Source organism: Streptomyces sp. NPDC088194 (assembly GCF_040702025.1).
Classification (GTDB): Bacteria; Actinomycetota; Actinomycetes; order Streptomycetales; family Streptomycetaceae; genus Actinacidiphila.
In genome coordinates, this window is sequence record NZ_JBFBIV010000046.1 from 47,933 (window position 1) to 70,050 (window position 22,118).

Below are 22,118 nucleotides of genomic sequence, written 5' to 3' on the forward strand. Positions count from 1 at the left end.
GGCTGGGGGGCCGGACATGCCCTGAACAAGGGGAAGTTGACGGTCACGTAGGCCACGCGGCGTGCGGACGGGATGGGTTCGGGGTAGGGCAGGCACTACCCCGGAGTTCGGTCCAGCGGGATCGCCTGGCCCCGAACCGCTCTTCTACGGTGGGCGGATGCGCTCCCGCAACGTCTGGCAGGCCCTGGCCCGGCCCGACTACCTGCTGACGTCGTGGCCCTGGCGGGCGGCGGGCTACCTGCTGAGCAGCGCTCCGGTGGGGCTGGCCGCGCTGGTGGTGATCGCCGGGTACGCGGTGGTCGCCGGCGGGCTGACCCTGGTGCTGGTCGGGCTGCCGCTGCTGGCCCTGCTCGGCCTGGTGGGCATTCCGGTGGCGGCCGTCGAACGGTGGCGGCTGCGGCTGATCGACGCCGACCCGGCGCCGAGCGGCCACCGGCCGCCGGGCCGGCCGGGCGTCGTCGCGCTGCTGCGCACCCGGTACCGGGAGCAGGCGACCTGGCGGGAGCTGGCGTACACGCTGCTGCTCGCGGTCGTGCTGTGGCCGCTGGACCTGCTGGCCGCGGGCGTCGCGCTGGCCGTGGCGCTGGGCCTGATCGCCACCCCCGTCCTGATGGCGACGGTCGGCCACGGACGCCAGTACAGGGTGCTCAAGACGTGGAGCGTGTCGTCGTATCCCGAGGCGCTCGGCGCGGCGCTGCTGGGGGTGGTGCTGCTCGGCGTCGTCGGATACGTGCTCGGCCCGCTGGCCGGCGCACGTGCCGGGCTCACCCGGCTGCTCACGTCGCCGCGCGACGACGCGCTGGGCCGCCGGATCGTGGAACTCGCCAGCTCCCGGGGCCGGTTGATGGACGCCTTCGAGGCGGAGCGGCGCCGTATCGAGCGCGATCTGCACGACGGCGCCCAGCAGCGGCTGGTGGCACTGACCATGACCCTCGGCCTCGCCCGCCTGGACGCCCCGCCGGGTCCGGTCGCGGACCTGATCGCGAAGGCACACGACGAGGCCGGCGAAGTCCTCCTCGCGCTGCGGGAGTTGATCCGCGGCATCCACCCCAAGGTGCTGGCCGACTACGGCCTGCCGGCGGCGATCCCGGATGTCGCCGACCGGTCGGCGGTGCCGGTGGACGTCTCCCTCGACCTGCCGGGCCGGCTGCCCGACGCGGTCGAGGCCACCGCGTACTTCGTGGTGTGCGAGGCGCTCACGAACATCGCCCGGCACAGCGGCGCGACCCGGGCCGGCGTGGTGGGCAGGTACGCCGCGGGCCGCCTCACGGTCGAGGTCGGCGACAACGGGCGCGGCGGCGCCTCGGCCGGCCGGGGTTCGGGCCTGATCGGCCTCGCCGACCGGGTATCGGTGCTGGATGGAAGACTCGAACTGTCCAGCCCTCCCGGCGGACCGACCCTGCTGAGAGTGGAGCTGCCGTGCGAGATGACGCCGTCGACCGTCCGCTCCGGGTAGTGCTGGCCGAGGACAGCGTGCTGCTGCGCGAGGGGCTGACCGGACTGCTGGCGCGCTTCGGCCACGGGGTGGTCGCCGCGGTCGGCGACGGCGACGCGCTGCGCGCCGCTGTCGCCGCGCACCGCCCGGACGTCGTGGTGACCGACGTCCGCATGCCGCCCGGCTTCACCGACGAGGGGCTGCGCGCCGCCGTCGCCCTGCGCCGCGCGACGCCCGCGCTCCCGGTCCTCGTGCTCAGCCAGTACGTCCAACGCTCCTACGTCACGGAGCTGTTGGAGACCGGGGACGGCACCGGCGTCGGCTACCTGCTCAAGGACCGGGTCGGCCGGGTCGAGGAGTTCGTGGCAGCCCTCCACCAGGTCGCCGACGGCGGCACCGTGGTGGACCCCGAGGTGGTCCGCCAACTGCTGCGCCACCGCCGCGATCCCCTGGAACGCCTCACCCCGCGCGAACGGGAGGTCCTCGCGCTGGTCGCCGAGGGCCGCTCCAACGCCGCGATCGCCCGCGGGCTCGTGGTCTCCGAGGCCGCGGTCGGCAAGCACATCGGCAACATCCTCGCCAAGCTCGACCTGCCCCCGGCCGAGGAGACCCACCGCCGGGTCCTGGCGGTCCTGGCGTTCCTCCAGTCCTGACGGCATTGCGTTGGCGGTCCTGACGGCCTGCCGCTGAACCGCCGAACCGGATCAGGCCGGGTCAGACCGCGCTGGGCTGCCGGAGTCGGCCGAGCAACTGGTCCCCGATCCGGGCCACTTCCGTGCGGTAGGGGGTGTCGGACAGCACGAAGTGGGTGATGCCGAGTTCGCCGTACCTGCGCAGCGCCGCGGCCACGTCGTCGGGCGAGCCGACCAGCCAGCTGCTGCCCGCGCCGACGCCGCCGACGCGGCCGGGCGCGGTGTACAGGCAGGAGTCCAACACCTCGCCGCGCTCGGTGAGTTCGCGCAGCCGACGCTGCCCGACGGCGCTGTGCCAGTAGGCGGCCGTGGTGTCGGGCCGGTCCGCCATCGCGGCGACCTTCGCCTCGGCGTCGTGCCACGCCTGCTCGGTCGTGTCCCGGATCAGCGTGGTGATCCGCAGCCCGAACTCCAGCGGGGCGTGCCGCCGTTCGAGCGAGGCGCTCAGTGCCTTGAGCCGGTCGATCCGCTCGGCCAGGCCGTCGAGCGGCTCGCCCCAGAAGAGCTGGACATCGGCCTCGGCGGCCGAGACCCGCTCCGCCGCCGCGGAGGCGCCGCCGAAGTACAGCCGCGGGGTCCTGCCGTCCTCGGCACCGTACGGCGGCGGGCTCACCGTGGAGTCCTCGACGCCGAAGAACTCGCCGCGGAAGGTGACGTTCTCCTCGGTCCACAGCCGGCGTACGAGCCGCAGGAACTCGCGGGTGCGGTCGTAGCGGCGGGCCGGGTCGCTCTCGCCGTCGCCGTACGCGGCGGCGCTGTCCAGGCCGCTGACGATGTTGACCAGCAGCCGCCCGCCGCTGAGCCGGTCCAGGGTGGCCGCGGAACTCGCGAAGTGCGCGGGCTGCCAGTAGCCGGGGCGCACCGCCACCAGCGGCTTGAACGTGGTGGTGCGGGCGGCCAGCGCGGTGGCCACGGTGAAGGCGTCCGGCCGGCCCCACCCCGCGCCGATGAGGGCGCCGCCCCAGCCGTGCTCCTCGGCGGCGAGGGCGAGTTCGGTGGAGAATTCGAGCGTGCCCCAGCCGGTCGTGGTGTCGTCGCCCCGGTGGCCGGGTTCGACGGTGTTGGGGATGTACCAGAGGAATTCCGAACTCACGGCGGGACTCCGATTCGTTGCGTCATCGTGCGTTTCCGCGCGTTTCCGTGTGGGCGGCGGCGGGGCCGGCGGGATTCCGGGAAAGTCCCTACGGGGCACCGGAATCGGCCCGGGCGCGGGTGGGTGCGTTGCGCAGCGGGGGCACCGCGGCTGCCGGGGACGGGAACATCTCGGAAGTGCGGTTGCCGGTGCGGGCGCGAGCACGGCCCGGAACGGGCGAAGGGGGCTGCGGGCCTAACGACACAACGCGCTTGCCGACCGCAACAGGTCGACGTACACGCGGGTCACCAGCCTCGTCCTTTGCCGCACACCCGCCAAGCTATGCGCCCCGCGGACCGCTGGCAATGCGCGCACGCGTGACGGCTGTGTGACATCTGCACGCGGCACCCGGCTGGGGCCTGTCGTGTGGATCTCCGTGGGTGAAGGACCGGCTTCCGGTGCTCCCCGAAAGGCTTCGACGGGGGAGGCGCCCCCAGATCGCAGGACATCCCCCGCCGAGGTCAGGGGGGTGGGACTTCCTCAACAGGGCCTCAGCGTCCTCGGGTCGCCGTGACGGCAGCGGCGCCTCTTTGGTTCCCCGATGATGGCGAGTTGGCGCAGCTTTGGTGAACTCATGGTGTGGTCATTGCGAAGATCATGTCAGGATCTCCCCGCCGACAACGCGGTGCGAGGCGCGCACTGCCGTGCACGTCAAGGGCGGGAAACGATGGAGACGTTGGAGGGCGGCCGCACCGCCGCGGGCGCGATGGACCGGGCCGCGCGGCGCGAACGGGCCCGCGAGGGGCAGCGCATGAGGCACCCGCTCACGGCGGAGCCTCCGGAGGGCTCCCGGACGGCGTACGCCTGCGCGGGTCTGGCCGGCCGGGCGCCCGTCGGCGGCGGCGAGGTCGCGACCGTCGAACTGGCGTCCACCGGAAGGCGGTTCGCCGCCATGGTGATCGACCTGGCGATCGCCGCGATCTCGCTCGCCGCGCCGGGAACGCTCGCGTCCGGAATCCAGTACGCGGTGGACCCGGACGGCCAGGGGTACTTCCTGCTCGCGTTCTGGCTGCTCGGGTGCGTCTGGCTGACCTTCTACGGCGCCGTGTTCGTGGCCCTGTGGGGCGGCACCCCCGGGCTGCTGCTGACCGGTCTGCGCGTGGTCCGGCTCTGGGACGGCCACGAGCGGCCGACCTGGAAGCAGTCCTTCCGGCGGGCGCGCCTCCTCGCGGTCGTGGGCTGGCTGATCCCGCTGGTGAACCTCGTGGCGTTCCTCAGCCGGCCCCTCCGCATCCTCACCGAACGCCCCTACCACCACAGCGTGATCGACATCGCCGCCCGTACGGCCATAGCCCGCCGCCCGGCCCGGTGAAGTCCCGGCCCGCTGAAGTCCCGGCCCGGTGAACCCCCGGCCCGCCGAACCCCCGGGCCGTTGACCCGCTCAGCCCTCCGAATCCCCGTCGTCCTCAGCCGTGTTGGCGATGGAGATCGCCTTCCGGTAGCGGAGGTTCACCGCCAGCATCAGAGGCACGATGCCGATCCACACGTAGGTCGCCGCATCGGTGTCGAACGGTGCGAGGGCGGCAGACGTGGCCAGCGCGGCGGACACCGCGAGGGTGCGGGCGAGCACCCAGCGGCCGTAGGCGATGGGGAGGTAGTCGGTGAAGTGGCCGACGTGGCGCAGCCGTAGCCAGAGCAGCACGAAGACCGCGGCCACGGCGAGCACGGCGAGGTTGAAGAAGACCACGGCCGCCGCGTTGGAGCCGTACCGTCCGACCAGGGCGGAGGGGAACGGCAGGAACGCGATCAGCAGCAGGAAGAAGGAGTTGAGGCGGCCCACCCATTCGTCGTGCCAGGCGGAGAGGTGGAAGAGCCGGCGGTGCTGCTGCCAGAAGGCGGCGATGATGACGAACGTGGCCGCGTAGCTGAGGAACTGGCCCTCCAGACGGGACAGCGCGGTGCGCATCTGCCGGGCGGAACCGCTGTCGGCGAGCCGCGGCACCGGGATCTGGAGCACCAGGACGGTCAGGGCGATCGCGAAGACCCCGTCGGTCAGGGCCGTGAGCCGGCCCAGGGAGTGCCTGTCCTGCGCCACGCCACCGCCTTGCTCGCACACCGGGTACCTGGGAGAACCAGAGCTTCCCGTGCGGGCGGCCCGGGTCCGGCCCATTGGTCCGTACGCGGCGTGTCACCGCGGATCGGCGCGGGGCGGCGAGGACCCTGCGGCGGGAGGGGCCCGTGTGCCAGACTGAGCCGCACTTTTCATACCGGGGGGTTGAGCGTACGTGTCCCTGTTCCGCGGCCGCCGCAAGGTCCGCCTCACCCGGCACCGCACCGTCGACAGCCCGTTCGGGCAGCTCCGGATCAGCTACGACGGCTGGCCGTCGGTCATCGCGGTGCTCGACGGGCCGAACGTGCCGACGGTGACGACGCTGCCCGGCCGCGACCTCGGCGGCATGACGTTCGACGGCCGGCCGATACCCCTCCAACGCGCCGGCCGGGCCTGGTCGATGAGCCGCGCGAGCCGTACCCGCACCGCCCTGGTCGGCGACCGCGGCTACGAACTGCGGCCCACCGGCCTGCGCCGCGCCCTCCTCCTGCGCGACGGCACGCCCATCGCCGCCGCCCACGGCACCCTGCGGTCGTACTCGCCCTTCCGGGAGATCCCCGGGCTCGACGCCCGCCTGCGCTGGCAGCCCGGCATCGACCCGACCGACGTGGCGATCGGCCAGGCCCTGGTGATCGCCTTCGGCGCGGGCGCCCCGGGCGCGCTGGCGAACGTCTTCCTCTTCTGGCTCGACTGGATCTAGGCCGGGCCCCGACCAGGCCGCTCACCGACCAGGCCGGTCCCCCGACCGGCGCAAGGGGGTCCGGCGAGCTCCAGGGAGGCCCCCGGGAACGAACGCCGCGGCGTTTCCGTCTACAGTCCTGTAGTCAGACATGGATCGTAGGGCGGCGCCCGCGTGGCGCCAGGAAGGCGGCGGCTTCGTGAAGCGGTCCCGACACGGCGGCGGTGGCGCGGCGAGGGCGGCCGGCGCGGCCATGAGCAAGGTACCCGAAGTGACCGTGCTGTTCTGGCTGACGAAGGTGCTCACCACCGGTATGGGTGAGACCACCTCGGATTTCCTCGCCCGGGTGCTGAGCCCGGTCGGGGCCGGAGCGATCGGGCTGCTCGGGCTGGTCGGCTCGCTGATGCTCCAGTTCCGCGCGCCACGCTACTCGGCCTGGACGTACTGGTCGGCGATCGTCATGGTGAGCGTCTTCGGCACGATGGCCGCCGACGTCGTGCACGTCGTGGTGGGCATCCCGTACGCGGTCTCCACCGTGGCCTTCGCCGTGATCCTCACGGCCGTGCTGATCGCCTGGTACCGCAGCGAGGGCACCTTGTCGATCCACAGCATCCGCACCCGGCGGCGCGAGAAGTTCTACTGGGGCACCGTGCTGGCCACCTTCGCGCTGGGCACCGCCGTCGGCGACCTCACCGCGGGCGGTCTGCACCTCGGCTACTTCTCCTCCGGCGTGATGTTCGCGGCGCTGATCGCCGTACCCGCCGTCGCCTGGCTCGGCTTCCGGCTCAACCCGGTCGCCACCTTCTGGGCCGCCTACGTCCTGACCCGCCCGCTCGGCGCCTCCTTCGCCGACTGGATGGGCGCCTCCACCGCCCACGGCGGCCTCGGTTGGGGCACCGGCCCGGTCAGCCTGGTCCTCGCCGTCCTCATCGCCGGCCTCGTCGCGTGGCTCGCCGCCCGCCAGCGCTCCACCGCCCCCACCGACCAGCCCCACCACTCCACCGAGACCCCCGCCCCGGCATCCGCTCCCACCCGCTAGTGCGGTGGCCCCGCACCGGAGACGAGCCGGACGCGCACCGCCGCCGCGGCGCCGCGGGACGGTTCGCCAGGGGGTCAGTTCCTCGGCGGTGCCGGGAACGGGGCGCCGGTCAGCTGTTCGCTCAACTCGCGCAGCCGGCGCCGCGCTTCGGGGTCGTAGGCGTCATGGGCGGCGCGGGTACGGCGGGCGCCGTCGAAGTACTGGCCGGAGACGCCGTCCAGGGCCGGATCGGTGATCAGGCGCAGCGTGTTGCGCATGCCCTCTTCGAGGGTGCTGTGCGGGGCGATGCCCATGAGGATCTTGGTCGGCATGAAGGTCGCGGGGTGCAGCGCGTTGGCCGTCACGCCCTGGGGCGCCAGCGTCTCCGCGAGGTCCACGGTGAGCATGATCTGCGCCAACTTCGCCTGGCAGTACGCCTGCATCACGTCGTAGCCGCGGGTCAGCATCGGGTCGGCGAAGTCGATCGGCGCCTGGCCGGCCGAACTGACGTGCACGATGCGGGCGGGGGCGGAGCGGGCCAGCAGCGGGGCGAGGCGCACCGCGAGGACGTAGCCGGCCAGGTAGTCCACCTGGAACGTCAACTCGTGGCCGTCCGCGCTGACCTGGCGGTCGGGGGAGGCGATCCCGGCGTTGTTGACCAGTACGTCCAGCCGGTCGAGCCCGGCCGCGCGTTCGGCCAGCGCGTGGACGTCGGCGAGGTTCGCGAAGTCCGCGCGCAGGAAGCTCAGCCGGTCGTTGCCGGTGGCCGCGCGAAGCTCCGCGAGGAGGTCCTCGCCCTTCCGGTCGCTCCTGCCGTGCAGCACCAGCGTGGCGCCCCGCGCGGCGAGTTCACGGGCCAGCGCCCGGCCGAGGCCGTCCGTCGCCCCCGTGATCATGATCGTCTGCTGTTCGATGGCCCGCATGGTCCCGAGCCTACTCTTGTTTCGAGACTTTCCGTCTCGGATTTACGGGTGCGCGGATGGTCGAGGGCGCGCCCCGCGAACGTACGGCACTCCGCGAACGTACGGCACTCCGCGAACGTACGGCACTCCGCGAACGTGCGGCGCCCCGCGAACGTGCGGCGCCCCGCGAACGCGCGGTTCCCCGCGAACGCGCGGTTCCCCGCGCCCCCTTCCGAAAGGGTGCGCGGGGAACCAGGACGACGGGACGCCCGAACGCCTACAACTCCGTGCTCGCCGCCGACTCCGCCTCGGCCTGCGCGCGGGCCTGCGCACCCGAGAGGCTGCGCAGCGGCACCTCCTTGATGGTGAGCATCAGCAGGAACGCCAACAGGGCCACACCGGCGACGATGATGAACACCAGGTGCATCGAGTCGGCGAACCCCTGCTTGAAGGGCGCGGCCAGCGCGGGGTCGAGGTGCTTGAGGAACGACGAGTCGGTGACCACGGACTTCGCGCTCTGCGGCGACAGCGCGTGCGGATGCGCGGCGACGGCCTTCTGGAAGTCCGGGTGCGACTGCGCCTTGCCCAGCGCCGTGGTGATCTTGCCGCCGACCGTGCTGAACAGCACCGACAGGAAGATCGCGGTGCCGGCGGTACCGCCGAGCTGCCGGAAGAACGTCGCCGACGCGGTGGCGGTGCCCATGTCCTGCGGCGGCACCGCGTTCTGCACGGACATCACCAGCGTCTGCATGGTCAGACCGAGCCCGACCCCCATCAGCGCCATGAACGCCATGGTCTTGGGCAGCGGGGTGTCCCACTGCACCTGGTAGTGGAAGAGCAGCATGGTGACGAACATCAGCGCCGTGCCGACCACCGGGAAGATCTTGTAGCGCCCGGTCCTGGAGGTGGCCTGGCCGGCGGCGATGGAGGCGACCATCATGCCGAGCATCAGCGGCAGCATCTCCAGGCCGGACCTGGTCGGGCTCGCGCCCTTCACGATCTGGAGGTACTGCGGGATCATCAGCAGCCCGCCGAACATCACCATGCCGACGATCAGGCTGAGCAGGCTGGTGCGGCTGAAGACGTTGTTGCGGAACAGCCGCATCGGGATCAGCGCCTCGTCGCCCATGCCGCGCTCGACGAAGATCCAGGCGGCCACCCCGATGACGCCGACCGCGTAGCAGAGCACCGCCCGCGCGGAGAGCCAGCCCCACGCCTCGCCCTGCTCGGCGATGAGCAGCAGCGGCACCAGGCCGATCACGATGGTCACCGCGCCCCACCAGTCGATGCGGTGGTTGCGCTTGATGTGCGGCACGTTGAGCACCCGGGCGACCACGAACAGCCCGATGATGCCGATCGGCACGTTGACCAGGAACACCCAGCGCCAGCCGGCGATGCTCAGGATGGTGGACTGGCCGGCGAGGAAGCCGCCGATCAGCGGACCGGCCACGCTGGAGGTGGCGAAGACCGCGAGGATGTACCCCTGGTACCTGGCCCGTTCGCGCGGCGGCACGATGTCGCCGATGATCGCCAGCGCCAGTGACATCAGACCGCCGGCCCCGATGCCCTGGAAGGCGCGGAAGACCGCCAGTTCCACCATCGAGGTGGAGAAGGTGCACAGCACCGAGCCGACGATGAAGATGCTGATCGCGGCGATGAAGTACGGCTTGCGCCCGTGGATGTCGGAGAGCTTGCCGTACAGCGGGGTGGCGATGGTCGACGTGATCAGGTAGGCGGTGGTGGTCCACGCCTGCTGGTTCAGGCCGTGCAGGTCGTCGGCTATGGTCCGGATCGCGGTGCTGACGATGGTCTGGTCGAGCGCGGCCAGGAACATGCCCAGCATCAGACCGCTGAGGATGGTCAGGATCTGACGGTGGGTCAGGCCGCCCGGTGCGAGGTCGGCCGCGGGGGCCGCGGGTTCCGGGGCGGCCCCTGACGATGGTGAGGTCCGGCTGCTACTGCTCACTTAGGTGGTCTCCTGGATCTGACCCGGGGTGCGGGCCCGGCGGTGGTGCGGAAGTGGGAGGGGGGCGGTCGCGCCGCCCGGTGCGTCGGCGCCGTGTCCGGCTGCCGGGTCGCGGTCGTGGCCCGAGGGGCCGGAGTGGGTGTGGCCGTGCGGGTCGCCGTGGGCGTGCCCGTGGGCGTGGCCGTGTCCTTGCGCGGGAGCGCACACCGGCCGCACGTGCCGTTCGGCGAAGTCGTCGTTGAAGCGGGCCAGCAGGCGGCCGAGGTCCCGGCGGTCCGGGCCGGGCCAGGCGGCGAGCGCGTCGGCCAGCTTCTGGTCGCGCTGCGCGCGGTAGCGCTCCACCGCGGCGAGCCCCTGCTCGGTCGGGGAGAGCAGGGTGCCGCGGCCGTCCTCCGGGTCCGGCCGCCGCTCGACCAGGCCCCGTTCGACGAGCGAGCGGATCTGCCGGCTCACCGTGGACAGGTCGAGCAGGGTGTCGGCGGCGAGGTCGGTGGCCCGCCGCGGGCCGCCCTCGGCGAGCCGTCCCAGCAGCAGCCGGTCGCCCCACCCCTCGTCCCGCACCCGGTGCTTCCACGCGCCGACCAGCCGCATCAGCCGCGACAACTGGTCGCCGACGGTGGCACTCTCCAGCACGACCTCGGTCTCGTGCGTGGCGTGCGTCGTGTCCGCCGGGTGTGCCGGGTGCGCTGCGTCCGCCGGGTGCGTCGCGTCCGGCCGGTGCGTTACGCGCGTACCGTCCGTCCCGTGCGTCGCGTCAGTCCCGTGCGCGACGCCGTCGGTCGCGGGTACGGCCTCGATGTCCGTCGCCCTCGCCCCCTGTTGTCCGATAAGCAGTTGTTTGCCTTCAGCAACTTATATTACTTGCTGGAGGCAAGCAACTGATATCGGGGGCGTGCGGAAGCTACTCGATCGCGTCGTCCTGGGTCGTGCTCACCCGGTGCACGCCGTCGATCTCCGCGAGCGCCGACGCGAGCTCCACCACCGGCCGCGGACCCTGCACGGTCAGATGCACCGTGACGGTGCCGCGGTGTTCGGGTTCGTGGTCGTGCTCCGCCGACAGGTCGACCACGTTGAAGCCCATCTTCGTGCAGGACTCCAGGGCGGATCGCAGCACCCCCCGACCGTCCTCGTAGTCCAGCCGGAGCCAGGCGGGGGAGCGGGTCGAGCCGGGGATACGGGCGGCCAGCGGCGCGAAGCCGAGCACGATCAGGAAGTGCGCCCCGGCCACCACCAGGGCCAGCACCGGCAGCCCTGCGCCCGCCGCCATGCCGATCGCGGCCGTCATCCACACCACGGCCGCGGTGGTCAGTCCGCGCACCACGTCCTGGCGTACGAAGATCAACCCGCCGCCGATGAAGCCGATCCCGGAGACGATCTGCGCGGCCACCCGCGACGGGTCCAGCACCGTGTCGTGGCCGAGCACGTCGCTGAAGCCGTACTTCGACACCAGCATGATCAGCGCGGCGCCGAGCCCGACGAGCGTGTGGGTACGCATGCCCGCGCTCTTCTGGCGTACCTCGCGCTCCAGCCCGATCGCCGCCGACAGCACGAACGCCAGCCCCAACTCGCCGATCTGCGACCAGCCCTGGCCGGTCGCTTCGCCCCACATCGCCAGTTCCATCCCAGCCACTGTAGTCACCGGCCGGGGCGCCGGGCCGTCAGCCGGGCGGCGCCTCGCGGACCACGTCGGCGGGGTCCTTGTCGTCGCGCAGCCCCAGGAAGCGGGGGTGGCGCAGCATCCCGTCCCTGGTCCACTCGGTGAAGGCGACCTGCGCCACGAGCACCGGCTCGGCCCAGTGCGCGGCGCGTTCACGCACCGGGTCGGCGAACGGCGACGCCGGCCGGGCCAGCGCGTCCAGGCGCGCCCGCACCTCCCGCAGCACCCGGTCGCGGTACCCGGTGCCCACCTTCCCCGCGTAACGCAGCGCGCCGTCCGCGTCGTGGTAGCCGACCAGCAGCGCGCCGAAGCCGATCCGCGAACCGGCCGGCTCGGTGAAGCCGCCGACCACGAACTCCTGCCCGGCCGCGCACTTCAGCTTCAGCCAGTCGTGCGAGCGGCGCGGCTGGTAGGCGGCGTCCGCGCGCTTGGCGATCAGCCCCTCCCAGCCCCGCGCGCAGGCGTCGGCGAGCAACGCCGGGGTGTCGCCCGCGTAGTTGCGGTGCGGGGTGAAGCGCAGCGGCCCGCCGTACGCCAACGCGTCCCGCAGCAGCGCCTTCCGGGTCCGCTGCGGCACCCGGGAGGTGTCCCAGCCGGCCAGTGCGAGCACGTCGAACACGTAGTAGTGGACCTCCACCGGGCTGGCCCGCACCGCCCGCGGATCGGTGAGCCCCATCCGCTGCTGGAGCAGCGCGAAGTCGGTGCGTCCCGCGCGCAGCGCCACCACCTCGCCGTCGACCGTGAAGTCCGCGCACTCCTGCGCCGCGAGCGCCGCCACCACCTCGGGATAGGTCGCGCTGACGTCCCGTCCGGTGCGCGAGAGCAGCCGCACGCCGTCCGCGTCGCGTACGGCCAGCACCCGCACGCCGTCGAGCTTCCGCTCGAACAGCCAACTCCCGTCGAACGAGCGGCGGTCGGTGGGGGTGGCGAGCATCGGGAGGACCGGGAGGCCGGCGCGGTGCGCGGGGACCGGGCGCAGCAGGCGGGCGGGTACGGCGGAGGGGCTCAAGGCGGGGGAGGCGGAGGAGCCGGGGGAGCGGCCGGGCGAGGCGGTGCGGGGGGCCGCGCCGCGAGGGGCGGTGCCGCGGGGGGAGCCGGGCGAGGGGCCGCGGGAGGCGGTCAACGGTTCGAGTGCCAGGTCGGTCCGCCCGCCGCGGCCACCTGCGCGAGGGTGCGGCCGGTGCGCGCGCTGCGGGCCAGATGCGGGTCGGGGGTGCCGCGGCCGCGGGCTTGCTCGGCGGAGTCGCCCGGGTCCGCGCCGTGCGGGTCCGGGTCGGCCGCGCGCCGGCCGTGCGCGCCGGGACCCGGCCCGGCGGCGGCCGCTCCGCGCGCCCGGCCGCGGCGGGCGGCGGCACGTCCGCGTCCGCCACCGCCGCGGCGGCCCTCTTCCGCGGACCTGACCAGCAGCCACGCCTCGCCCCTGGCGTGTCCGCTGTCGTCCTCGGTGCCGGGTTCGCCCGCACGGAAACGGGTCAGCGACCAGCGGCCGCGCAACTTGCCGCCGACCAGCCGGAAGGACGCGTGGCCGTGCGCCAGCGCCTCGGCGAAGGGGACCTCGCGGCCGGACCGGTCGGTGCTCGCGTTGCGGTAGCCGCCCGCGTCCCAGACGATCACGGTCCCGCCGCCGTACTCGCCCGCCTCGATCACGCCCTCGAAGTCCCGGTACTCCATGGGGTGGTCCTCGGTCGGCACCGCGAGCCGCTTGTCCCGCGGATCGGTGGAGGGGCCCTTGGGCACCGCCCACGACTTGAGCACGCCGTCGACCTCCAGCCGGAAGTCGAAGTGCGTCCGGCTCGCGTCGTGGATCTGCACGACGTACACCGGGCCGCCGTCCGCCGAGGCGCGCGTCCCGCGCGGTTCGGCGGTACGTCCGAAGTCGCGCTTGCGGTGGTACGCGGCGAGCCGGTCCCGGCGGTCCTTGCCGCGGGCGGCGCGGCGTCCGGACGCCCCGGGCCGGCCGCGGTCCGGGGCGTCCGGTGCGGGCGCCCGCGGGTCGTCCGTGCTCCCGGCGGTCCCGCCGTTCCCGGTGTTCCCGGCGCTCTCCGAGGTGTCCGGAGTACCCGAGGTGTCCGATGCGGCCACGGCGCCCTCCTCGCTGCTGCGGCTTGCCCTTCGCCCCCGGCCCCGGCCCCGCCCGGTCCCCACCCAGCCTCCCCCGACGGGTCACCACTCGGATGGAGGACAAACCTCGGCTTGACTTGGGTAGACCTGTCTGTCTACCATCAGAAATCCGAAGTAGACAGGTCTGTTCAATCATCCATCGAGGGAGCAGCCATGCCCGTCCCCCCGGCCAGTGAGGCCGTCGCCCGCCGAAGGCGCACGACGAGGTCCGCGCCTTCGGGCGCCCCCGGCACCGCCGGTGCCGTCGGCCCTGCCGGCCCCGCCCCCGCCTCCGCGGGAGGCCGCAGTCTCGGCCCCACCGCCGCGCTGATCCTGCTCGCCTCGATCATCGTCTCCCTGCTCGCCGCCTCCAGCGCCCCGACCCCGCTCTACGCGGTGTACCAGGGCGAGTGGGGCTTCTCGCCGATCACCACCACCATCGTCTTCGGGGTCTACGCGGTGGCGGTGCTGGTGTCGCTGCTGGTCTTCGGCAAGATCTCCGACCACATAGGCCGCAAGCCCGTGCTGTTCGTCGCGCTCGCCGCGCAGGCGGCCGCGATGGTGGTGTTCGCCACCGCCGGCGGGGTCGACGTGCTGATGGCCGGCCGGGTGGTCCAGGGGGTCGCGACGGGCGCCGCGCTCGGTGCGATAGGCGCCGGCCTGCTCGACATCGACCGGATCAAGGGCTCGGTCGCCAACTCCTTCGCGCCGCCGATCGGCACCGCGGTGGGCGCCCTCGCCTCCGGGCTGGTGGTGCGGTTCCTGCCCGCGCCGACCCACCTCGTCTACTACCTGCTGCTCGGCGTCTTCGCCCTCCAGGCGCTCGGGGTGACCGCGCTCAAGGAGCCGGTGACCCGCAAGCCGGGCGCCCTGGCCAGCATGGTTCCCGAGATCAAGCTGCCCCGCGCCGCCCGCGGTTCGATCGCGGTCGCCGCGCCGGTGCTCTTCGCGGTCTGGTCGCTGGCCGGCTTCTACGGCTCGCTCGGTCCGGCGATCACCAGCCGCCTGGTGCACTCCGACTCGGTGGTCTACGGCGGGCTGGGCCTGTTCGTGCTGGCCGGCGCCGCCGCGCTGTCGGTGCCGCTGCTGCGTGAGACGCCGACCCGCACGGTGATGGTGAGCGGGGTGAGCGCTCTGATCGTCGGCGTCGCCGTCACCGTGCTGTCCATCGGTTCGGGCGCGGGCGGCACCGGTTCCGAGGTCGGCTTCTTCGCCGGCAGCGCGGTGGCCGGGTTCGGCTTCGGGGCCGGCTTCCAGGGCGGCATACGCCTGGTGCTCCCGCTGGTGCAGCCGCACGAACGGGCCGGCGTGCTCTCGCTGTTGTACGTGGTCTCCTACCTCGGCATGGGGGTGCCCGCGGTGATCGCCGGCGTCCTGGTCGTCCACGGCGGCGGTCTGCTGGACACCGTGCGGGAGTACGGCGCCGCGGTGATCCTGCTGTCCGCGGTGGCGCTCGTCGGGCTGCTGCTCGGCCGCCGCGCTCCCCAGGCGGTGCGGGAGAGCTAGTGGGTGCCCTAGGGTCTGGCTCCGAGTCGAATCCCCGTTTCCGAGTCATATCTCCGATACGGTGCCCGCGTTAGACTAGACAGGGTTGTCTGAGAGGTGATCGGGATGGTGCAGAGTTCCGTGCCCGGGGTGCCCGCGAAGGCGTCCAAGGCGCCGAAGACCTCCGCGCGGGAGCGCCTGCTGCTGGCCGCCAACGAGTTGTTCTACGCGGAGGGCGTGCAGTCGGTCGGCATCGATCGCGTCATCGAGCACGCCGGCGTGGCCAAGGCGTCCCTCTACAACTGCTATGGCAGCAAGGAGGGCCTGGTCCGGGCGTACCTGGACTACCGGCGCGAGCGGAACGTCGACCGGATCACCCGGGTGCTGACCCGCTTCCGCACCCCGCGCGAGCGGCTGCTCGGCATGTTCGACGCGCAGGGCGAGCTGATCACCTCGCCGGGCTACAACGGGTGCGCGTTCGCCGCGGCCAGCGCCGAGGCGCCGCGCGGCGGCTCCGTCGAGCAGGCGTCCGACGAGTACCGCGCCTGGATGCGCGCGCTGTTCGCCGAACTCGCCGCGGAGGTGGGAGTCGCCGACCCGGAGGGCGTCGCCCGCCAGTTGCACCTCCTCTACGACGGCGCCACCTTCAGCTCCAAGATGGACCACGACCCCACGGCCGCGTCCGTCGCCCGCGAGGCCGCCGCCATGCTGGTGGACGCGGCGCCGATGGCATCGGCCCAGGACAGGGAGCCGGCCGCGGCTGACGGCGCGGCGGCCGCGAATATCGCAAAACATGCGATTGGGGCGGATTTGGGGAGTGTTCGACCCCCCGTGCATGGGTAGAGGGACGAAAGAACCGCCAAAGCGGGCAAACCGTCCAGGCGTCGGGTGGCCACAAGGCTGCCAGGAGTTTTACTCTGAGTAAGGATGCGGCAGCTTCGGAATGGAGAACCGAAGGACATCCGGCGTCAGAAGCGACTGCTCTTGCGAAAGGGAGGTGGCTTACATGGCCACCGATTCGAGCCATTCGCCGACTTCTCCGTCGACGCGCTCCACCATCGAGGAACACCCGGACATCATGTCCCTGCGGGACCGGTATGCCGCGGTGTCGGACAAGCCGATGGCCGGCCTGATCGAGGGTCTGTGCCTCCTCACCGGTCTGTACCTGGCCATCTCGCCTTGGGTGGTGGGCTTCACCGGCCTCACCAGCCTGCGGGTCACCAACCTGGTGGTGGGTATCGCACTGGCCGTGTTGGCCATGGGGTTCGGCTCCGTCCTGGAGCGGACCCACGGACTCGGCTGGGTCGCGATTGCGATCGGCGCATGGACGATAGCGGCTCCTTGGGCGGTGTCGGGCCACGCCGACATCCACAAGGCGATCGTGAACAACGCGATTGTCGGTGGTGTTGCCATCCTGCTTGGGCTGGCCACGATGGGCCTGGGCCTGATGAAGCGGAGGGTCCGTAGCTGACGGACTGACGCTCCACCGGACACCAGGAAGTACCAGAGCACGAAGAGAAGCGCGGGCGACCTCTCCGTCACCGGAGGGGCCGCCCACGTGTGTGTCGAGGGCGAGGCGGCGGCCGGAAAGGCCGTCAAGTAGGCGGTCGGGGCAGGTGTGTCGGGCCGCGGGCGGCCGGGCCGGGCGGTCTCTTCAGCCGGTCAGTCCAGGCCGTGCCGCTGGGCGTAGCGGGTGGCGGCGGCGCGGTCGCGGGAGCCGGTCTTGGCGAAGATCCGGTTGATGTGGGTCTTGATGGTGTTGCCGCTGAGGAAGAGTTCGCCGGCGATCTCGGCGTTGTTCCGGCCGCGGGCGATCAGCGCCAGGATCTCGGCCTCACGCCGGGTCAGCCCGTCCGGGAGTTCGGGGCGAGGGCCTGGCTCGGCAGCGGAGTTCGGGCCGGAACCCGCCGGGTCACCGAACGTCCCCCTGGCGCCGGCGTCCGTCCCCCGGTCGGGTTCGGCGGCGGCCAGCAGCGTGGCCTGCACCTGCGGGTGCAGCACCGTCAGCCCGGCGGTGGCGCTGCGCAGCGTCTGCGCGATGTGCAGCCGGTCCGCGTCCTTGGTGAGGTAGCTGCGCGCGCCCGCCCGGAGCGTCTCCAGCACCGACCGGTCGTCCGCGTAGGTGGTGAGCACCACGATGGCCACGTCCGGGTGCTCGGCGGTGAGCCGGCGGGTGGCCTCGATGCCGTCCATCACCGGCATGTGCAGGTCCAACAGGATCGCGTCCGGCTGCTGTTCGGCGACCACCGCGAGCGCCTGCCTGCCGTCGGCCGCCGAGCCGACCACGTCGATACCCGGCAGCAGGTCCAGCAACAGCACCAGCCCTTCGCGCACGGCGGCCTGGTCGTCCGCGATCACCACCCGCAGGGCGGGTTCTCCGGTCGCCGGGGGAGTGGGGTTCACGCCGCTGCCCGCCCGTTCCTCGGCACGCGCGCGGTCACCTTCCAGCGACCTTCCGCCGGACCCGCGTCGAGGGTGCCGCCGAGCAGCAGCAGCCGCTCGCGCATCCCGGTCAGGCCGTAGCCGCCGTCGACGGTGGAGAAGCCGGCGGTCCGCCCGGCCGGGGAAGCGTCCGGTGCGTTCGGCGCGTTCGGTGCGTCCGGTGCGTCCGGTGTGTCCGGCGGCGGGTCGGCGGGCGGCGGGGTGCCGCGGCCGAGCGGGTTGGTGAGGGTCAGTGTCACGTCGTGGTCCCCGTAGCGCAGATCGACGGTCACGGGCCGGTGCGGCGCGTGCTTGGCGGCGTTGGTCAGCGACTCCTGTGCGGTGCGCACCAGGGCCAGCGCCTGGTCCGGGGGCAGCGGCGCCGCGCCGCCGACCACGGTCAGCGTCACCGTACTCCCGTGCCGTTGCTCGTGGGTGGCCGCCATCCGCGCCAGTTCCTCGGCGAGCGGCGGGGTGTCGGTGCGCAGGGCGTGCACCGCGCGGCGGGTCTCGGACAGCCCGTCCGAGGCCATCCGCTGCGCGGTGGTGAGCACGTCGATCGCCCGGTCGGTGTCCTGGTGGTCGGTCAGCAGGGCGCGGGCGGCCTGGATCTGGATGCCGAGGGCGCCGAGCGAGTGGGCGAGCACGTCGTGGATCTCGCGGGCGATCCGGGTGCGTTCGTCGAGCACGGCGACCCGGCGCTGCTCGGAGCGCAGCCGCTCCGCCTGGTCGAGCAGCGCCTTGCTCTGCGCGGCCTGGACCCGGTAGGCGCGGCGGTTGAAGCCCGCAAGCAGCGCGAAGGCGAACAGCAGGGGGACGCCCTGCGCGGCCTTCGGGTCCGCGCTGCTGAACAGCAGACCGACCTCCGCGGCCAGCGCCCCCGCGCCGAACACGTACCAGCCCTCGGCCCGCCGGATACCGGTGCCCGCGTCGATCGTGGCGATGAAGCCCACGCCCACGATCGTGGTCGCGCCCGGCTGCACCGCCACCGCGCCGGAGACCGACGCGAGGAGCGCCAGCACGGTTGTCCGCTGCGCCGAGGTGCCGCCGTCGCCGACGTTCAGCAGCGCCCACAGCACGAGCAGCACCCCGGACAGGCCGTACGCGATCGCGACCGCCGGACGTTCCACCGGACCGTACGAGTGGTGGCTGAACAGGTCGGCCCCGAACAGGGCATAGGCGACCGCCCGGATCAGCCAGGACACGGAAGTCAGCACCTCGGCACGATAGCCCTGGTCGTGCTCGGCGCCCGAGCCGTGCGTCCGGCCGGTGGCCCCCGGCCCGCGGAGCGTCGTACGGCGGTCGCGCGCGACCGCGGGCGCCGATGTCACCGGTACCGCCGCGAGGCCCGGCGGTCGGTACGGTCACGGCGGGCGGCGTCGCCCCGGTCGTACGTGTCATACGTGTCGTACCGGTCATGGTCGTAGGTGTCCCGGCGGCGGGAGCGGTCGTCCCGGCCGTAAGCGTCGTACGGGTCGTACCGGCCGTCGTCGGCGCCGTCGCGGCCGGGGTGAGGGTGACCGCCCTGACCGCCCTGACCGCCTTGGCCGGTGAGGCGGGCGCCCAGGCCGGAGAGCTGGTCGGAGAGGAAGACCGAGCCGTCCTTCTCGCGGGCGAACGGGATGCCCATCGCCAGGGCGCGGCGGGTGATGAGCGCGGCCTGGCCGAGCCGGTTGACGCCCAGCATCAGCACGATCGGTGCGGTCGAGGCGGCCACGTGGGCGCCGAGCGCGCTCGCCAGGACCGTCATGGCCACCCGGGAGCCGACCAGGGCGGCCCACAGCAGCAGGCTGCGCGGCGGCATCCGCCCCCACAGGCCGCCTTCGCGGTTCTCCAGCCGCATCATCGCGCCCTGCCCGGCGCCGATCGCCGCCGCGATCACGCCACTGGCGACCAGGCACGCCACGTCCACCGGGCGCACATGGTGGCTTCCGCCGCCCAGCCGGGTCAGCCCGACCACCACCAGGATCGCGGGCAGCAGCAGCACCCGCTTGCCGCGCAGCGACTCGCCGAGCAGTTGGCGGCCGATGACGTAGACCACGATCGCGATCACGGCCAGTACCTCGAGCACGGGAAGCTCCTCCGGTCAGCGGCGGCCCGGTCCGGCCTGCCACCAGCGACGTTACGGAGCCGGCCGGGCGCGGGCGTCACACCGCGGGGTGAGCCGCGGGGTGACGTCCAGGGGTGACGTCCAGGGGTGAGGCACGGGGTGACCGGGTGACGGGCGGGCGGCGCGGATCACCCCGGGAATCGCCCCGTGCTACGGCGCGGTCGTACCGGCGCGGAGCCGACGCTGTGGGGGTCGGGTCGTACCCCCGGCGCCCGGCGCTCCAAGGCCGAGCCGGCCGACATCGCCACCACCCCGAACCACGTCCACCGTTCCCGGCCACCCCGAACCACCTCCGCGCACTCCGAGACAGGGACTCCGCTCATGTCCACGCTCACCCAAGCCATGGTGATCAACGCCGTCGTCCTCTTCGCCGTCCTGGAGGCGGACCTCGGGCCGCACCGCAAGATCGGCGCCTTCCGCATCCTGCGGCCGCTGTTGACGTCGGCCGCGATCGTCCCGCTGTTCCTCGCGTCGCCCGCCACCCACGGGGACGGGCTCGGCATGGAACTGGTCGCCGTCGTCGCCGGGGTCGTCGCCGGGCTGGCCGCGGCCGGCCTCACCCACGTCTATGCCAGCCCCCGCACCGGAAAGCCGGTCAGCCGTACCGGCGTCGCCTACGCGGGACTGTGGGTCGCCGTGATCGGCGCCCGCGCGGCCTTCTCCTACGGTTCCGAGCACTGGTTCTCCGCGCAGCTCGGGCACTGGATGATCCACCACCAGGTCACCGTGGACGCGCTCACGGACTCGCTGCTGCTGATGGCGGTGGCGATGACGCTGACCCGTACGCTCACGCTCGCCACGCAGGCGGCGGCCGTGCGCCGGCGGAACCGGGGGCCTGCCGTGGCGGCCTCGGCCTGAGCGCGGCGTCCCGGGCCGTACCCGGCGGCGGCCCGGGCCGTACCCGGCGGCGGGCCCGTTCGTGCCCGGCGGCCGGTCGTGCCACGGGATCGGCGCCGGGAGGGGACACAATGCCGGGCATGGACGGGGAAGCGGTGGCCGCCGGCGGCGGGGACGGGCGGGGCGGTCACATCCGCGCCGCCCGTCCCGTCAGAGAGGTGTGAACCCTTTGACGACGAGCGACGACAGCGACGACGCGAACCTGCTGGCCCGCCACTTCGAGGAGTACCGCTCCCATCTGCGGTCGGTCGGCTACCGCATGCTCGGCTCCTTCAGCGAGGCCGACGACGCGGTGCAGGAGACGTGGCTGCGGCTGAACCGTACCCACCCCGACGGCATCGACAACCTCGGCGGCTGGCTCACCACCGTCACCGCCCGGGTCTGCCTCGACATGCTGCGCTCGCGTGCCGCGCGCCGCGAGGACTCCCTGGACACGCACGTGCCCGACCCGCTGGTGAGCGCGGCGGACGACCTCGATCCGGAACAGGAGGCGCTGCTCGCGGACTCGGTCGGTCTGGCGCTGCTCGTCGTGCTGGACACCCTCGCCCCGGCCGAGCGCCTCGCGTTCGTGCTGCACGACATGTTCGCCGTGCCGTTCGACGACATCGCGCCCGTCGTCGGCCGGACCTCGGCCGCCGCGCGCCAACTCGCCAGCCGGGCCCGGCGGCGCGTCCAGGGCGCCGAGGCCACGCCCGATCCCGATCCGGGCCGGCAGCGGGCGGTGGTGAACGCCTTCCTCGCCGCCGCCCGGGACGGCGACTTCGACGGGCTCGTCGCCGTGCTCGACCCCGAGGTCGTGCTGCGCGCGGACGTCGGGGCGGGAGGGCGCGGCGTCTCCCAGGAGGTGCACGGCGCCGCCGATGTCGCCCGCCAGGCACTGCTGTTCCGCGGGGCGGGGGCCGCGCCGCGCCCGGTCGTCGTCAACGGCGCCCCGGGCACCCTCACGGTGGCCGGCGGCTTCCCCCGGGCGCTCGTCGCCTTCACCGTGCGGAACTCCCGCATCACCCACATCCACGTGCTCGCCGACCCCGACCGCCTCGCCGCGCTCGACCTCCCTACGGACTAGACGAGTAGTTCCGATGTCTCGGGTTCTGCGGTTTCGGGTCTGGGCAGCAGGAAGGGTGTTCAGCATCGGGTTGTGACGACCGAAGAACTGAACACCCTCCTGACGGCACTGTACGTGCTCATTGATGATCATCTGCCGAAAACGCGTCGGCTGGGCCGTCCACCACGCCTGTCCGACGCAGAACTGGTGTGCCTGTCCGTTGCGCAGGTGCTGCTCGGCTTCCACTCCGAGGCCCGCTGGATCCGCTTCGCGGACGCCCACCTACGCCCGATGTTCCCGCATCTGCCCCAGCGATCGGCCTACAACAAACGCCTGCGGGCGGCCCGACCACAGATCCAGCAGGCGATACGCCTCCTGGCCCGGCACACTGACCTGTGGCAGGACCCGGTGTGGATCACTGACTCCACCCCGGTGGAATGCGGCCGCTCCCGTGACACCGTCCGCCGCTCCGCCCTGGCCGGATGGGCCGGCTACGGCTACTGCGCCTCCCACTCCCGCTGGTTTTGGG

21 protein-coding genes and 2 pseudogenes are annotated in these 22,118 nt (G+C 73.2%); 11 read left to right on the top strand and 12 right to left on the bottom strand.

From position 1 onward, the window contains the following. The first annotated feature begins 157 nt into the window (after positions 1-157). Together AB0399_RS24325 and AB0399_RS24330 are read left to right on the top strand one after the other, a co-directional pair. Positions 158-1,456 carry a sensor domain-containing protein gene (locus tag AB0399_RS24325; RefSeq protein WP_366412781.1) on the top strand — a complete coding sequence of 433 codons (1,299 nt, stop codon included), beginning with the start codon at positions 158-160 and terminating at the stop codon, positions 1,454-1,456. Further along, positions 1,456-2,088 (top strand): response regulator transcription factor, encoded by a 633-nt coding sequence (locus AB0399_RS24330; RefSeq protein WP_366412793.1) that lies wholly within the window; start codon positions 1,456-1,458, stop codon positions 2,086-2,088. Before AB0399_RS24325 ends, AB0399_RS24330 begins: the two co-directional genes overlap by 1 nt. Before the next feature lie 61 nt (positions 2,089-2,149). On the opposite strand, the gene AB0399_RS24335 is transcribed toward AB0399_RS24330, so the two are convergent. Together AB0399_RS24335 and AB0399_RS24340 are read right to left on the bottom strand one after the other, a co-directional pair. Continuing rightward, entirely contained in the window at positions 2,150-3,220 is a 1,071-nt protein-coding gene (locus AB0399_RS24335; RefSeq protein WP_366412782.1) for an LLM class flavin-dependent oxidoreductase, read from the bottom strand. A 234-nt stretch (positions 3,221-3,454) separates the two neighbouring features. After that, positions 3,455-3,607, bottom strand: a complete 153-nt coding sequence (locus AB0399_RS24340) for a putative leader peptide (RefSeq protein WP_366412783.1) — start codon at positions 3,605-3,607, stop codon at positions 3,455-3,457. A gap of 319 nt (positions 3,608-3,926) precedes the next feature. On the opposite strand from AB0399_RS24340, the gene AB0399_RS24345 reads away from it, so the two are divergent. Then, a complete protein-coding gene (locus tag AB0399_RS24345) occupies positions 3,927-4,571 on the top strand; it encodes an RDD family protein (protein ID WP_366412784.1) in 645 nt (214 codons plus the stop codon). 69 nt (positions 4,572-4,640) lie between these two features. Here the strand turns inward: AB0399_RS24345 and AB0399_RS24350 are convergent, their stop codons facing one another. After that, positions 4,641-5,294 (bottom strand): TMEM175 family protein, encoded by a 654-nt coding sequence (locus tag AB0399_RS24350; protein WP_366412785.1) that lies wholly within the window; start codon positions 5,292-5,294, stop codon positions 4,641-4,643. Between the two features lie 190 nt (positions 5,295-5,484). Here AB0399_RS24350 and AB0399_RS24355 point away from each other — a divergent pair, with 190 nt between their 5' ends. Beyond that, a complete protein-coding gene (locus AB0399_RS24355) occupies positions 5,485-6,009 on the top strand; it encodes a hypothetical protein (RefSeq protein WP_328465408.1) in 525 nt (174 codons plus the stop codon). A gap of 232 nt (positions 6,010-6,241) precedes the next feature. Further along, on the top strand, positions 6,242-7,027 hold the full coding sequence (locus AB0399_RS24360; RefSeq protein ID WP_329368019.1) for a hypothetical protein: 786 nt from the start codon (positions 6,242-6,244) through the stop codon (positions 7,025-7,027). Positions 7,028-7,101: 74 nt separating this feature from the next. On the opposite strand, the gene AB0399_RS24365 is transcribed toward AB0399_RS24360, so the two are convergent. The 6 genes and pseudogenes from AB0399_RS24365 to AB0399_RS24390 form a co-directional block, all read right to left on the bottom strand. Beyond that, on the bottom strand, positions 7,102-7,929 hold the full coding sequence (locus AB0399_RS24365) for an SDR family NAD(P)-dependent oxidoreductase (protein WP_366412786.1): 828 nt from the start codon (positions 7,927-7,929) through the stop codon (positions 7,102-7,104). 256 nt (positions 7,930-8,185) lie between these two features. Next, positions 8,186-9,874, bottom strand: a complete 1,689-nt coding sequence (locus AB0399_RS24370; protein WP_329368022.1) for an MDR family MFS transporter — start codon at positions 9,872-9,874, stop codon at positions 8,186-8,188. After that, on the bottom strand, positions 9,875-10,507 hold the full coding sequence (locus tag AB0399_RS24375) for a MarR family winged helix-turn-helix transcriptional regulator (RefSeq protein ID WP_329368023.1): 633 nt from the start codon (positions 10,505-10,507) through the stop codon (positions 9,875-9,877). 268 nt (positions 10,508-10,775) lie between these two features. Further along, on the bottom strand, positions 10,776-11,495 hold the full coding sequence (locus AB0399_RS24380) for an MgtC/SapB family protein (RefSeq protein WP_328465403.1): 720 nt from the start codon (positions 11,493-11,495) through the stop codon (positions 10,776-10,778). 37 nt (positions 11,496-11,532) lie between these two features. Then, the gene (gene ligD, locus AB0399_RS24385; protein ID WP_366412794.1) at positions 11,533-12,465 is read right to left on the bottom strand and encodes a non-homologous end-joining DNA ligase; all 933 of its coding nucleotides are present in this window, start codon (positions 12,463-12,465) and stop codon (positions 11,533-11,535) included. Between the two features lie 443 nt (positions 12,466-12,908). Further along, positions 12,909-13,439 (bottom strand): annotated as a pseudogene (locus AB0399_RS24390) (DNA polymerase ligase N-terminal domain-containing protein); the annotation flags it as partial. 366 nt (positions 13,440-13,805) lie between these two features. On the opposite strand from AB0399_RS24390, the gene AB0399_RS24395 reads away from it, so the two are divergent. The 3 genes from AB0399_RS24395 (at position 13,806) to AB0399_RS24405 (ending at position 16,587) form a co-directional block, all read left to right on the top strand. Next, positions 13,806-15,137 carry an MFS transporter gene (locus AB0399_RS24395; protein WP_366412787.1) on the top strand — a complete coding sequence of 444 codons (1,332 nt, stop codon included), beginning with the start codon at positions 13,806-13,808 and terminating at the stop codon, positions 15,135-15,137. A gap of 105 nt (positions 15,138-15,242) precedes the next feature. Next, a complete protein-coding gene (locus AB0399_RS24400) occupies positions 15,243-15,959 on the top strand; it encodes a TetR/AcrR family transcriptional regulator (RefSeq protein ID WP_366412788.1) in 717 nt (238 codons plus the stop codon). A 163-nt stretch (positions 15,960-16,122) separates the two neighbouring features. After that, complete coding sequence (locus AB0399_RS24405; RefSeq protein WP_329368030.1) at positions 16,123-16,587, top strand: SPW repeat protein; 465 nt, start codon at positions 16,123-16,125, stop codon at positions 16,585-16,587. Positions 16,588-16,778: 191 nt separating this feature from the next. Here the strand turns inward: AB0399_RS24405 and AB0399_RS24410 are convergent, their stop codons facing one another. The 3 genes from AB0399_RS24410 to AB0399_RS24420 form a co-directional block, all read right to left on the bottom strand. After that, positions 16,779-17,519 carry a response regulator transcription factor gene (locus tag AB0399_RS24410; protein ID WP_366412789.1) on the bottom strand — a complete coding sequence of 247 codons (741 nt, stop codon included), beginning with the start codon at positions 17,517-17,519 and terminating at the stop codon, positions 16,779-16,781. Next, positions 17,516-18,754, bottom strand: coding sequence for a sensor histidine kinase (locus AB0399_RS24415; RefSeq protein ID WP_366412790.1), 1,239 nt, complete (start codon positions 18,752-18,754; stop codon positions 17,516-17,518). The genes AB0399_RS24410 and AB0399_RS24415 overlap by 4 nt, the downstream gene beginning before the upstream one ends. A 110-nt stretch (positions 18,755-18,864) precedes the next feature. Further along, the gene (locus AB0399_RS24420; protein WP_366412791.1) at positions 18,865-19,608 is read right to left on the bottom strand and encodes a hypothetical protein; all 744 of its coding nucleotides are present in this window, start codon (positions 19,606-19,608) and stop codon (positions 18,865-18,867) included. Between the two features lie 360 nt (positions 19,609-19,968). On the opposite strand from AB0399_RS24420, the gene AB0399_RS24425 reads away from it, so the two are divergent. The 3 genes and pseudogenes from AB0399_RS24425 to AB0399_RS24435 form a co-directional block, all read left to right on the top strand. After that, positions 19,969-20,505 (top strand): hypothetical protein, encoded by a 537-nt coding sequence (locus tag AB0399_RS24425; protein WP_329368038.1) that lies wholly within the window; start codon positions 19,969-19,971, stop codon positions 20,503-20,505. A 208-nt stretch (positions 20,506-20,713) separates the two neighbouring features. Further along, positions 20,714-21,610 (top strand): sigma-70 family RNA polymerase sigma factor, encoded by an 897-nt coding sequence (locus AB0399_RS24430; protein ID WP_366412792.1) that lies wholly within the window; start codon positions 20,714-20,716, stop codon positions 21,608-21,610. 72 nt (positions 21,611-21,682) lie between these two features. Continuing rightward, positions 21,683-22,118 (top strand): annotated as a pseudogene (locus AB0399_RS24435) (IS982 family transposase); the annotation flags it as partial.

Excerpts from the sequence above, each read along its gene's own strand:
- AB0399_RS24325 (WP_366412781.1), top strand. The coding sequence starts at position 158 with ATGCGCTCCCGCAACGTCTGGCAGGCCCTGGCCCGGCCCGACTACCTG.
- AB0399_RS24345 (WP_366412784.1), top strand. The coding sequence starts at position 3,927 with ATGGAGACGTTGGAGGGCGGCCGCACCGCCGCGGGCGCGATGGACCGG.
- AB0399_RS24360 (WP_329368019.1), top strand. The coding sequence starts at position 6,242 with ATGAGCAAGGTACCCGAAGTGACCGTGCTGTTCTGGCTGACGAAGGTG.
- AB0399_RS24365 (WP_366412786.1), bottom strand. The coding sequence starts at position 7,929 with ATGCGGGCCATCGAACAGCAGACGATCATGATCACGGGGGCGACGGAC.
- AB0399_RS24380 (WP_328465403.1), bottom strand. The coding sequence starts at position 11,495 with ATGGAACTGGCGATGTGGGGCGAAGCGACCGGCCAGGGCTGGTCGCAG.
- ligD (WP_366412794.1), bottom strand. The coding sequence starts at position 12,465 with ATGCTCGCCACCCCCACCGACCGCCGCTCGTTCGACGGGAGTTGGCTG.
- AB0399_RS24395 (WP_366412787.1), top strand. The coding sequence starts at position 13,806 with ATGCCCGTCCCCCCGGCCAGTGAGGCCGTCGCCCGCCGAAGGCGCACG.
- AB0399_RS24400 (WP_366412788.1), top strand. The coding sequence starts at position 15,243 with ATGGTGCAGAGTTCCGTGCCCGGGGTGCCCGCGAAGGCGTCCAAGGCG.
- AB0399_RS24405 (WP_329368030.1), top strand. The coding sequence starts at position 16,123 with ATGGCCACCGATTCGAGCCATTCGCCGACTTCTCCGTCGACGCGCTCC.
- AB0399_RS24425 (WP_329368038.1), top strand. The coding sequence starts at position 19,969 with ATGTCCACGCTCACCCAAGCCATGGTGATCAACGCCGTCGTCCTCTTC.